This window comes from Roseateles sp. P5_E11, assembly GCF_054049355.1.
In genome coordinates, this window is record NZ_JBFUMO010000136.1 from 1 (window position 1) to 12007 (window position 12007).

The following is a 12007-nucleotide window of genomic DNA, read 5'->3' on the forward strand; positions in this document are numbered from 1 at the left end:
TGATGCAAGTGCACGCGGCCAAGTTGTTGGGCCGCGTGGAGACACAAGCCCTGGTGGAACACCTCACCAAGCAGGCGCCGCAATTGATCGAAGACGTGATTCCCAAGATGGTCAGCATCGCCACACTGCAACGCGTTCTCCAGCTGCTGCTGGAGGAGGGCGTGCACGTCCGCGACATGCGCTCCATCGTCGAATGCCTGGCCGAGCATGCCGCCGCCGTCACCGATCCGGTCGAGCTGGCTCGCCGCATCCGTACCCATATCGCGCCGGCCATCGTGCAGCAGATCTACGGCTCCACCAAGGAGCTGGACGTCATCGCGCTCGAGCCCGAGCTGGAGCGCCTCGTCACCCAGGCCCTCAATTCGCCGCACGGCGCAGCGCTCGACCCGGGCGTGGCCGACACGCTGGCGCGCAGCGCCGCCGAGAACGCCCAGAAGCAGGAAGACCGCGGCGTGCCCGCCACGTTGCTGGTCCCCGACCTGATCCGCGCGCCCATGGCGCGCCTGCTCAGGCGCGCCGCGCCCCGCCTCAAGGTGCTCGGCCACAGCGAGATTCCTGAGACCCACACCATCCGCATCGGCTCCATCATCGGAGGCACAGCATGAACGTCCGCAAATTCACCGCTCGCACATCCCGCGAGGCGCTCGCGCTCGTCAAGCAGGCGTTCGGCGCCGACGCCGTCGTGCTGTCCAACAAGACCGTGCCAGAAGGCGTCGAGGTGCTGGCGATGGCGCCGGAAGGCATGGGGCAGATCGAGCAGATAGCCCACAGTGCGCCGCGCAGCCAGACCCGCCCGCAGGTGCCGCCGCCCACCGTGCAACCGCAGGCGCCTGCCGCCCGTGCCAATTTCGCCGACCGCTCCCGCATGGAGCCCAGCTTCGGCAGCCCCGAGGTGAGTGGCGACGTCGAGCAACTCGCCATGAGCACGCTGAGCTTCCAGGACTATGTGCGCGAGCGCGTGCTGCGCCGCCGCCAGGCCGAGATCAGCGGCCAGCTCGATCCCATCGCACCGGCACCTCGGATCGCACCTCCGCCGACTCAGCCCGCCGCCAGCTCGCTGGACGCCGCCCGCCAGCAGCGCGACCGCCGCGCCGCGGAGGCGATGGCCGCGCTGACGCCCAAGCGCGCCGTGCCGCCGCCCACGGCACCCCAGGCCCGCCCCGCGCCGCCGGTGCTGCGCGACGAGATCCGTATTCCCGCTCCGAACGCGCAGCGTGCCGTGCCGAAGCTGAGCGACATCGGCGCCGTGGAGCCCATGCCCCTGCCCGGCCAGCCCAATGCCAGCCAGCGCAACCAGATGGACATGGCCTCCGAGCTGCGCCAGATGCGCGGCCTGATCGAAGAGCGTTTTTCGTCGCTGGCCTTCATGGAAAAGCTGCAGCGCCAACCCGTGCAGGCTCGTTTGACGCAAAAGCTGCTGGAACTGGGCTTCAGCCCGGCCCTGGTGCGCAAGCTGGCCGAGAGCTGCCCATCCGACTTCAAGCCCGGCTCGCCCGCCGAGCCGGCCGACGAGACCGCCTGGGCCGCCCATGTGCTGTCGCGCAACCTGCAGACCGATGAGGCCGCGCCGGCCATCGAGGACCGGGGCGGCGTGTTCGCACTGATCGGTTCCACCGGTGTCGGCAAGACGACGACGACCGCCAAGCTGGCCGCCCACTTCGCCACCAAGTTCGGTGCCAGCCAGCTCGGCCTCATCACGCTGGACGCCTACCGCATCGGCGCTCACGAACAGCTGCGCGCCTACGGCCGCATCCTCGGTGTGCCCGTGCACACCGCGCATGACCGCGCCTCGCTGGACGACCTGCTGGACCTGCTGTCCAGCAAGAAGCTGGTGCTGATCGACACCGCCGGTATGGCCCAGCGCGACAGCCGCACCCAGGAGCTGCTGGAGATGCTGGCCCACCCCAGCATCAAGAAGCTGCTCGTCATCAATGCCGCCCAGCAGGGTGAAACCATTGAAGACGTCGTCAACGCCTGGAAGGGCGCTGCCTGCGAAGGCGTCGTGCTCAGCAAGATCGACGAAGCCGTCAAGCTCGCTCCGGCCCTGGACACCCTGATCCGCCACAAGCTCAAGGTGCTGGGCGTGGCCAACGGCCAGCGCGTGCCCGAAGACTGGCACCGCCTGCCCAGCGTCGGCCTGGTGCAGCGTGCCCTGAAGGGCGCCGCCTCTGGTGCCTGGCGCATGGACAACACCGACGTCAACCTCATCTTCGCCGGCGGCCCGCTGACCGACGCTGGCCTCAGGGCCGTTCACTGAGGATGACAATGCCACTCGACCAAGCCCATGGGCTGCGGCGGCTTTTCGCGGCCTCCAAGACCCGCTTCGTGCCGGTTGTCAGCAATCCGCGCGTCATGGGGGCCGGCGTGCTGCTGGAAGGCCTGTGCGCGGCCTTTGCCGAGCTGAACCTGAACACCCTGGTCGTCGACGCCGGTGAACACTCGGCCAAGCCCTCGGAGCTGGCCAGCGTCGACCTGTCCAACTGCATCGAGCGCCTGTCGCCCAAGGTGTCCTACCTTGCCGCGCGCGGGCTGCCGCTGCGCCACATCAATGCCCATGGTTCGGCGGCTTCCTTTCTGGAGGCCGTGGCCGACGCCGCACCCGACGCCGACGTCATCCTGCTGCACGCCCCGGCGGCGGAACTCGCCCGCATCGTGGCCCTGCGCGAGGTGCGTCCGTTGCTGCTGGCTGATACCGAGCCCGCCAGCGTCACGGAAGCCTACGCAGGCATGAAATGGCTCACACAACGGGCGGGGCTGATGGTCTACAGTCTGCTGATGGCCTGCCACCCTCAACTGCGCGTGGCCACCCGCATCGCGCAACAGCTTCATTCCTGCGCCGACGGCTTCCTCGGCGCGGTGCTGCGCGATTGGGCCTGCCTGGACCCAAGAGCCTCCCAGCACGCACCACTCACGCCTGAACTGCGCCATCTCGCCCGCGAGCTGCTGCTTGCAGCTCCCCCGGGAGCGGCCGTTGACGCCGCCTCCGACGCGACTCCGCTGCGCCCGGCGCGCAAGGCGTCTTCCCCGTTCATCGCTGCGCATTGATCTCGCCGGAGACCAAACATGATGCCCCCACGCTCACTGCGTTCGCTGCCCCCCGCGGGGGCGCTTCAGCCCCTTCGGGCGGCCGTGCGGAGCTGAACATGTACACACCCAAAGGCCGCCTCGACAACAGCACGCTGATCAAGCAGTACAGCCCGCTGGTCCGACGCCTGGCGCACCAGATGATTGCCAAGCTGCCGGCCAATGTGGAGGTGGATGACCTGATCCAGGTCGGGCTGATCGGCCTGACCGATGCGCTGTCGCGCTTCGACGCCGAGCAGGGCGTGCAGTTCGAGACCTTCGCCACTCAGCGCATCCGCGGCGCCATGCTCGACGAGTTGCGCGGCGGCGACTGGATGAGCCGCGGCACGCGCCGCCAGCAGCGTGAGATCGAAGTCGCGGTGCACAAGGTCGAGCAACGCCTGGGCCGCGCGCCGCGCGAGGACGAGATCGCCGCCGAGATGGGCCTGCCGCTGGCTGAGTACCAGGAACTGCTTGGCAAGGTGCGAGGCACCCAACTGGTCTATCTGGAAGACATGTCGGGCGCCGACGGTGACAACGACTACCTCGACCGCCATGTGGCCGATGAGGGTGCCAACCCCGTCGCCCAGCTGCAGGACCACCGCATGCGCGAGGCGCTGGTGGCCGCCATCAAGAACCTGCCCGAACGCGAGCAGTTCGTCATGAGCATGTACTACGAGCACGACATGAATCTCAAGGAGATTGCGGCCGTGCTCAAGGTCACGGAGTCCCGCGTGTGCCAGTTGCACAGTCAGTCGATTGCAAGGTTGCGCGTTAAGCTGCGTGACTGGTAATTTACGGGGCCACTTCTTGCCGAGCCCCGGCCAATAAGCGGGGACAAATGCATGTTCAAGTGGCCCAAGGGCGGAGGTTCTTCCCCCGCCATCACTCGGGATGAGCCCGTCCGGCGAGATGACAGTGCGGCGTTGAATGTCGTCAAGCGGCTGGCCCGCTCGATTTCCACGGTCGGCAAGGATGCCGCGGAAGTGCGCGGTGCCCTGGAAGATACCCAGCGCATCGTCCAGGCCCAGAGCCAGGCCATGCAGGCCCTGGCTCAGCAGCTCAACCAGATTGGTCAGGCGCAGACCGCCATCACCACCGCCACCGCCCAGAGCGCCGCCGCAGTGCAGCGGGCCCGCGGCGCGCTCGGCGTCGTCGGTGGCGAGGTCGTTGGCATGGCGTCCACGCTGGCCCAGGTGTCGGGCGCCGCGGCCGAGATCACCAAGATTTCCCTGCAAACCCGCCTGGTCGCCTTCAACGCCGCCGTCGAAGCCAAGCACGCGGGCGATGCCGGGCGAGGTTTCGCTGTCGTTGCCGAGGCCGTCAAGGCCCTGGCCGGCCAGGTCGAGGCCTCGTCCAAGGCCATCGTCAGCGCCATCGCCAGCCTGCAGGAGCGCATCGATCGCTTCAGCGCCGAGCTGACCGAGAACCCGGCCAAGCCCAGCCAGATCCACGCCGCCTTCCACGAGGTCGAGCAGGACGTGCAGCGCATCTCCGCGTCGGCCGGCGAGAGCAGCCAGCAGATGAGCCTGCTCAACGAACGCGCCCATGAGCTGGAGCGCGAGGTGTCCCAGGCCTCGCACGGCCTCAAGGTGGCCTTCGACGGCAGCGACCGCTTCCTGCGCATGTCCGAGGAGCTCGTCGAGCAGATCGCCGAGAGCGGCGTCGAGGTCGACGACATGCCTTTCATCCGCACCGCCCAGCAGGCCGCCGCGGAGATCGGTGCCCTGCTCGAAGAGGCGCTACGCGGTGGCCAGATCAGTCAGGCCGATCTGTTCGACGACAAATATCGCCCGATCGAAGGCACGGCGCCGCAGCAGCACGCGACGCGCTTCTGCCAGCTGACGGATCGCCTCTTCCCCGCCGTGCAGGAGAAGATGCTGGCCTTCAGCGACAAGGTGGTGTTCTGCATCGCGGCCGACCGCAACGGCTATATCGCGACGCACAACCGCAAGTACTGCCAGCCGCAGCGCCCGGGCGACACGGTCTGGAACACGGCCAACAGCCGCTACCGCCGCATCTTCAACGACCGCACGGGCCTGGCCTCGGCACGCAACACGCGGCCCTTCCTGCTGCAGACCTATCGGCGCGACATGGGCGGTGGCCGCTTCGTCATCCTGAAGGAGGCCGCGGCGCCCATCATCGTCGCCGGCAAGCACTGGGGCGGACTCCGCCTGGCTTTCAATTTCTGATCGGCAGCTACTGCACGGTGACGAAGAAGCTCGTGGCATCCTGCCCGGGCGCCACGGTCGCCCCATTGCTGCTGATCGAGCTGAACGCACCGCTGAGGCCGCCGGCGGCCTGGATCAGCACGAGCTTCTGCCCCCGGGCGTAGCTGCCGCTGAAGTTCAGCACCAGGCTGCCACCGAGCATGGCAGGCCCGGCAACGCTGACATGGTCGTGGGTGACGCCAGGTGCGGTGYCGGCGATAGAGAGCGTGAGCTGGCCGGTCGCGCCCTGCCGGAAGCTACCCCCCAGCGCCAATTCATGTTGGCCGCTGGCCAGCCCCAGGGCCGCGTTGTTGACGACGTCGCCCGTGCCCATCGCATTGGCGCTGCCGGCCCAGGTGGTGCCCCCATTGAGCAGCGTGGCACCTCTGTAGCTGTTGTTCTGCAGCGTGAGCGCAGCAGCGCCGTTGTGAGCGAGGCTGCCGCTGCCGCTGATGTTGGACAGCGTGATCGCGGTCGTGGTGTTCTGGACGACGAGCTGGCCGTCGTTGACGATGGCATTGCTCGCCACGCCATTGGGCGACTCGGCCGTCAGCAGGCTGGCGTCACCGCTGTAGGTGGCCTGCAGGAAGGTCGATTTGCCCTTGCTCGCATTGACGGTGATGTAGTTCAGCGGCACGGGCGTTCCTGTGCCCAGGCGCAGGATGGCGTTGGCGCCGATGGTCGTGGTGCCGTTGTAGTTCTGCGGTTGGGCGAAGGTCACGTCGTTGCCCGGCGTCGGCATGACCTTGACGTTGCCCGTACCGACCGCGCCATCCCGGTGCGGGCCGCCCCCGCCGCCGGTGATGCCCACGTGCAGAGTCACCGGTCCGTTGTAGTTGAAGGCCAGCGTGCCGCTGCGCAGGTTGATGTAGGCGTTCTTCTTGCCAAGCGTCGGGTAGGGGTCGGCCGGCGACGGCGCCGACGGCAGAAAGAAGTTGGCGTGTGTGCCGTCGCCCCATTGGACGACGCCGGCGCCGCGCTCGATGTTGATGCCGCGGTAGCTGCCGTCGTTGCCGTTGACGTCGTTCGCGCCGCCGCGGTAGATGACCTTGGCGAAATTCAAGCTGAGGTCGCTCAGGCCCGGGTTGACCAGGTTGGGATGGTTGTGCGGGCTGTTGTCGGTGTGGCTGTAGACGCCCGACATGACGATGGTCGACGGGCCGATGGCGTGGAAGTTGATGTCGTTCCCGTAGGCCGCTTCATAGATGTTCTGCGTCACCGTGACGACGCTGCCTGGCGGGCTCCAGACCAGCCATGAGCCTTCGTTGAGGACCGCCTTGGCATTGGCCAGCGATGCAGCGACATGGTTGCTGCCGAAATCCTGCCCGACGGTAAGAGCGAGCACACCCGAGTAGGTATTGACGCCACCCGATGAGTTGCCGCCCCAGACGTCCGGGGCCTGGACGATGCTGCCGCTGCCACTGATCTGGCCCAGCAGCACGAACTGCGCACTGCTGAGGATGATCGTGCCGTTGTTCAGGATGTTGTTGAGGTTGATCTCCCGGTTGATCAGGCTCGCCTCATTCTTGCTGTCGGACGTCGCGATGATGTTGGGCGAGCTGTCGGCACTGGTGYTTGTGCCGATCTGGAGCGTGGCGCCGGGATCGATGGTCAGCACCGGCGGGTTCAAGCCGGTGCGAGTCAGCGCATAGCCTGCGCCGGGATAGATTGTCTTTTTGACGACCTGGACTTGCTGGGCCGTCGGTAGCGTGAACGTGCTGGTGCGCGTGATGGTCAGCGTGCCCGTGCCGGCGGCGGGCATGAGGCGCAGCGTGCCCTGTCCGCTGATGACGCCGGAATAAGTCGTCGTGCCCGCGGGCAGCTTGATGACGGCGGTACCGTCCAGTGTGATGTCACTATTGGCGAGGACGTCCGCCGTGATGTCCCTGGCAGCCTGGACCGCCAGAGCGGAGGCGTCCGGTGTCGCGCTCGTGCTGGTGGCGTCTCCACCGCCGCCACAGGCCGTCGTGAGGACGGCGCAGCCGGCCAATAAAATTCCGCGCCGGCTGGCGCCAGTAAAGGTCGAACGCAAGGAGGCTCCTGCTGGATGATCTGCGAGCGCCGGTTGCCGCGCCCGCGCGCATCATGCCGGCGAGCCCGCTCCCGGCCGGAGTGCCAATTGCAACTTTCCGTTCACCCCAGGGGAACTGCGTCAAAGTTGGCGTGCAGCCTGCTTTGGGACGCGCCCGTGCAAATCACTCCGCGATACACGCCCGGTTCTTGCCGGTGTGCTTGGCTTCGTACAGGGCCACGTCGGCGCGGTCCAGCGCGGCTTCCAGCGTCTCGCCGGGGCGGTAGAGCGTGACGCCGGCCGAGAAGGTCACGAAGACGTCCTTGCCCTCGTGGTTGAACAGCGCACTGGACAACGAGCGCTGCAGGCGCACGAGCACCTGCTGGGCCTCGTCCAGCGGCGTGTTGGGCAGCATCAGCACGAACTCCTCGCCGCCGTAGCGCGCCACCATGTCACCGGGCCGCAGCGAGGCTTGCGTGCGCTCGGCCAGCGACTTCAGCGCGATGTCGCCGGCGTGGTGGCCGAGGCTGTCGTTGAGCTTCTTGAAGTTGTCGATGTCCAGCAAAGCCAGGGCCACGCGAGTTGACTCCCGCTCGGCCTTGGCCTGCTCGATGCCGAAGGCCTGGATGAGGCCGCGGCGGTTGGCTACTTGCGTGAGCTGGTCGGTGTGGACTTCGTTGGACAGCCGGCGCAGCTCGCCCTCCAGCTCGTCGACGCGCTGGTTCAGCGCGGCCGCGCGGTCGTGCTCGAGGGTCAGGCGCGCTTGAGTCTGGGACACCAGGCTCTGCACGCTGCGGCTCTCCTCGACCATCTCACGCACGGTGCCAGTCAGGCTTTCCAGCGAATCGGCCTGCTCGATGGCCTCGGCATAGCGGCCGACGCTGGTCTGGAAGCGGTCGGTGTGCTGGCCCAGCTCGCCGAGTTCGGCCAGCATGCGCTGGATGAGGCCCTTCAGGGAATCTCGCGCCTTGGAGCGTTCCTCGCGCAGCGCGCGCTGGCGCTCGCGTGTGCCCGACAGCAGTTCGGACACGGTGCGCACGCCGCGGCCCGACAGGCCTTGGGCGAGTGCGTTGCTCATCGCCTCGGCCTGGCCCCGGGCCCAGGAATCGTCCTCGGCCAGATCGACGAGACTGCCGCTCAGCTCGCGGCACAGGCCGCCGAGTTCATCAAAGAGATGGCGGCGGTGGTCCAGCAGATGCCGGGCGCGCAGGCACAGCGCGGCCATCTGCGTGGCGCGGTCGGGGCTGGCGCCATGGGACTTCAATTCGGCCTGGGCGGCGTCGAGCTCGCGCATCAAGGCGTCGGCAGGCGTCGCCTCGGTCTGCGGCGAGCGCAGCGCATGGCGCACCGTGCCGTTCAGTTCGCTGCTGACGTCGGCCCAGTGGGGGCTGGTGTCAACAACCGGCGGCGTCGTGTCGCGCAGGCCGGTGCGGCTGAGTTCACCAAAGCCGGTGCTCTCGCGAAAACGGGACGTTTCGCCAAAGCCCGTCTCGGCAAATGTGCTCTCGGAGAAGAACTGGCTGGGTGTGCCGCCGTCCTCATCCGTCTCCACGCCGCTGCCGTCGCCGTCCTTGTCCCAGCTTGCCACCAGTTGGCCCAGGCGCTTGACGAGCTTGCCGCTGTCGTTGCGGCCCAGCTCCAGCACGCGGCTGATGCCGTCCTTCTTGCGCGCCAGCGTCCAGTGCTTGCCGCCGCGCTCCAGGCCGCGCAACAGGCGCTCGATGGCCTGGGCCAGGGCCTCGGCCTGGGCCGCGGGGCCGGCCACGTCGAGCAGCTTGTCGACCTGGCGTTGCAGTTCGTCGAGCTTTTGTTCACGCAAGGCGGTCTGCAGCTCCTGGCGCGTGCTGCCCGAGGGCAGGGCCAGGCTGATCAGCTTGGACATCAGCTGCTGGAGGCGCTCGGAGACGGCGCTGGTGGCGCCACTGGCGGCCTGCGCCGGCTCGCCACCGCTTTCGATAGCGTAGGCACGGGCGTAGTTCTCGGGCGTGGGTTCCAGCCGGGCCTGGGCGAGGCGCTGCAGCGCGGCCTTGGCCAGTWGGGCCGGAGGCAGTTGCGAACGCATTAACGTTGCCCGCGAGACGTCACGTCGTTGTTGCCGTCGGCCTGCGTGATCCAGGGCGCCTTGCGTGGCAGCACGGTCTGGGCGATCCAGCGCTCCAGCTCATCGGGCGGCAGCGCCTTGCTGAACAGGAAGCCTTGCATCAGCGAGCAGCCCAGGCGGTGCAGCACTTCCATCTGGCGCAGCGTCTCGACACCCTCGGCAATGACGCGCAAGCCCAGGGCCCGCGCCAACGCAATGATGGCCGTGACGACGGCCGAGCTTTGCGGCGTGATGCCGAGGTCGCGCACGAAGGTGCGGTCGATCTTCACTTCCGAGATCGGCAGCGTCGTCAGGTAGGCGAGGGACGAATAGCCGGTGCCGAAGTCGTCGATGGAGATCTCCACACCCACTTCGTTCAGGCGATGCAGAGACGGGATGACGTTCTGCAGGTCCTTCATCAGGTTGTTCTCGGTGATCTCGAGCTGGATCGACCGGTGCGGCACGCCATAGGCGCTGACGCATTGGTGGATGTGCTCGACGAGATCGGTACGCTCGAACAGCCGGCTGGGCAGGTTGACGGCGATGGAATCGCTGAAGCCGAACTGCAGTGACCACAGCTTGGCCTGGCGGGCCGCTTCCTTCAGGGCCCATTCGGACAGCGGCACGATGAGGCCAGTCTCTTCGGCCAGCGGGATGAAATCGGCCGGCGGCACCAGCACATTGCCACGCTGCCAGCGCATCAGCGCCTCGGCGCCCACCATGCGGGCGGCGCGCACGTCGATCTTGGGCTGGTAGTGCAGCACGATCTCATTGCGCTCCAGCGCCTTGTGCAGGGCGCTTTCCAGCTCCAGCTTCTGCTTGCCGTGGCCGGCCAGCTGCGGCGAATAGACGGCCGAGGCATTGCGGCCCTGGCTCTTGACCGCGTACATCGCCACGTCGGAATTGCGCAGCAGGTCGGCCATGGTCTGGCCGTCGCGCGGGTACAGCGCAATGCCGACGCTGGCCGTGACGAAGCACTCCTGGCCGCCGACGAAGATGGGCTCGCGCAGGGCGTCCAGCACGCGCTGGGCGACCCGTTCGGCATCGCGTTCGTCGGCCACCTCGGGCAGCAGGGCGACAAACTCGTCACCGCCCAGGCGGCCCACGGCTTCCAGGCCGCGATGGCTGCGRTTGCCCAGGCCGTCGAGCACGCCTTCCAGAATCTGGTCGGAATGGCGCACGCAACTGCGCAGGCGACGGCCGACCTCGACGAGGAGCTCGTCGCCGGCGGCGTGGCCCAGGGTGTCGTTGATGACCTTGAAGCGGTCCAGGTCGATCAGCAGCAGGCCAACCTCGTGGCCGCCGCGGCGCGCACTCTCGATGGCGCGCTCGACACGGTAGATCAGCTGGCGGCGGTTCGGCAGGCCGGTCAGCGCGTCGAAGTGGGCCAGCTGGCGGATGCGGTCCTCGGCCTGGCGGCGGTCGGTCACGTCCTGCAGGATGCCGGTGTAGCCGTTGACGCCGCCCTGCTCATTGAATTCCGGCTCGGCCTCGATGTGGACGACGCGCTGGCGGCCATCGGGCAGGGTCAGTGGCAGGTCGGTGACCAGCACCGAGGTGTGGGCGATGACGTCGCGCAGCAGGCGCAGGAAGACATGGCGGTCGTCCGCCGGCACCATGCGCATGACGCCGATGAAGTCCAGCCGGTCCTGTGGGCCGCGGCCGAAGACGCGCAGGCCCTCGGCGGAAATGGCAAAGCTGGCGGCCGTGTCGCGCCACCATTCGAAGCTGCCCATGCGGGCCAGATCCTGGGCGCGCGCCAGCTTGGCCTTGCTGCGCTCCAGCTCAAGCCGGGTGCGCGAGCTGCGCAGCAGATAGCGCAGCCGGCCGTCGAGCAGGCTCCATTGCGGCGACTTGACGAAGAAGTCGGTCGCGCCGGCCTGGTAGGCGCGGTTGATGGAGGCTTCATCGTCCAGGCCGGTCAGCATCAGCACGGGCAGGGATTCGAAGCCGGGTGTGGCGCGCAGCAGCGAGCAGGTTTCGAAGCCGTCGAGCTCGGGCATCAGCGCGTCCAGCACGACGACGTCGGGCGTGCGCGTGGACAGCAGGCCCAGGGCCTCGCTGCCACTGGGCGCTTCGGTGACTTCAAAGCCGCGCTCGCGCAGCGCGGCGGCGGTCAACAGCAGATTGACCTCGTCATYGTCCACCAGCAGCACGCGCGGGCGCGGCGGGAGGTCGTCGAGGGCTTGACCGGTAGGCAGCATGCTTCTCTTAGAGCAGCGCGGCCAACGCCGCGCGTACCTGTTGGATGTCTTGGAGCATAGCGTCCAACTGCTCGGAAAGGCCGTCCACGCGGCCATCGCGCACCATGGTTTCGATGTYGGCGCAGCGCGCAGACAGTGCCATGGCGCCCAGGCTCGCCGACGAGGATTTCAGCGTGTGGCTGACATGGCGCACGACGGCGAGGTCAGGTGTAGCGCCTTCACGGGCGCGGGCGAGGTCGGGCAGCAAACGGTCCAGTGAGTTGGAGAACGCCGCCACGACGCGTTCCAGCAGCTTGTTGCCGCCGCTCGGGTCGAGTTCCCGCAGGCGACGAATCGCCTCGGGATCGAGCAGGGCTGCGGGCTGTGAGGCGGTCATGGACTGGTCTGCGGGTCAGGGACTCGGCACGCCTAAATGTATCTCGGGTGGGAGGGGGGCCAA

Annotated in this window: 9 protein-coding genes; 5 read left to right on the plus strand and 4 right to left on the minus strand. The window is 67.9% G+C overall.

Features of this window, described 5'->3' with window-relative positions:
* The 5 genes from ACXJKR_RS12485 to ACXJKR_RS12505 form a co-directional block, all read left to right on the plus strand.
* On the plus strand, positions 1 to 605 hold a 605-nt coding region (locus tag ACXJKR_RS12485), incomplete at its 5' end, for an FHIPEP family type III secretion protein (RefSeq protein ID WP_457323105.1).
* On the plus strand, positions 602 to 2257 hold the full coding sequence (gene flhF, locus ACXJKR_RS12490) for a flagellar biosynthesis protein FlhF (protein WP_457323106.1): 1656 nt from the start codon (positions 602 to 604) through the stop codon (positions 2255 to 2257). The genes ACXJKR_RS12485 and flhF, both read left to right, overlap by 4 nt.
* Positions 2258 to 2265: 8 nt before the next feature.
* Positions 2266 to 3045, plus strand: a complete 780-nt coding sequence (locus ACXJKR_RS12495; protein ID WP_457323107.1) for a MinD/ParA family ATP-binding protein — start codon at positions 2266 to 2268, stop codon at positions 3043 to 3045.
* A gap of 98 nt (positions 3046 to 3143) precedes the next feature.
* Positions 3144 to 3857 carry an RNA polymerase sigma factor FliA gene (locus tag ACXJKR_RS12500; RefSeq protein ID WP_056199199.1) on the plus strand — a complete coding sequence of 238 codons (714 nt, stop codon included), beginning with the start codon at positions 3144 to 3146 and terminating at the stop codon, positions 3855 to 3857.
* A 51-nt stretch (positions 3858 to 3908) separates the two neighbouring features.
* Entirely contained in the window at positions 3909 to 5255 is a 1347-nt protein-coding gene (locus tag ACXJKR_RS12505) for a methyl-accepting chemotaxis protein (protein ID WP_457323108.1), read from the plus strand.
* Positions 5256 to 5262: 7 nt separating this feature from the next.
* On the opposite strand, the gene ACXJKR_RS12510 is transcribed toward ACXJKR_RS12505, so the two are convergent.
* The 4 genes from ACXJKR_RS12510 to ACXJKR_RS12525 all read right to left on the minus strand — a co-directional run bounded on the left by ACXJKR_RS12510 (position 5263) and on the right by ACXJKR_RS12525 (position 11944).
* On the minus strand, positions 5263 to 7305 hold the full coding sequence (locus ACXJKR_RS12510) for an autotransporter (RefSeq protein WP_457323109.1): 2043 nt from the start codon (positions 7303 to 7305) through the stop codon (positions 5263 to 5265).
* A gap of 163 nt (positions 7306 to 7468) precedes the next feature.
* Positions 7469 to 9346 carry a GGDEF domain-containing protein gene (locus ACXJKR_RS12515; protein ID WP_457323110.1) on the minus strand — a complete coding sequence of 626 codons (1878 nt, stop codon included), beginning with the start codon at positions 9344 to 9346 and terminating at the stop codon, positions 7469 to 7471.
* On the minus strand, positions 9346 to 11568 hold the full coding sequence (locus tag ACXJKR_RS12520) for a putative bifunctional diguanylate cyclase/phosphodiesterase (RefSeq protein ID WP_457323111.1): 2223 nt from the start codon (positions 11566 to 11568) through the stop codon (positions 9346 to 9348). The genes ACXJKR_RS12515 and ACXJKR_RS12520 overlap by 1 nt, the downstream gene beginning before the upstream one ends.
* A gap of 7 nt (positions 11569 to 11575) precedes the next feature.
* Complete coding sequence (locus ACXJKR_RS12525; protein WP_457323112.1) at positions 11576 to 11944, minus strand: Hpt domain-containing protein; 369 nt, start codon at positions 11942 to 11944, stop codon at positions 11576 to 11578.
* Positions 11945 to 12007 lie beyond the last annotated feature (63 nt).

What these genes read in the sequence shown, in the direction of transcription:
- ACXJKR_RS12500 (WP_056199199.1), top strand. Translation starts at nt 3,144, where the DNA reads ATGTACACACCCAAAGGCCGCCTCGACAACAGCACGCTGATCAAGCAG.
- flhF (WP_457323106.1), top strand. Translation starts at nt 602, where the DNA reads ATGAACGTCCGCAAATTCACCGCTCGCACATCCCGCGAGGCGCTCGCG.
- ACXJKR_RS12505 (WP_457323108.1), top strand. Translation starts at nt 3,909, where the DNA reads ATGTTCAAGTGGCCCAAGGGCGGAGGTTCTTCCCCCGCCATCACTCGG.
- ACXJKR_RS12495 (WP_457323107.1), top strand. Translation starts at nt 2,266, where the DNA reads ATGCCACTCGACCAAGCCCATGGGCTGCGGCGGCTTTTCGCGGCCTCC.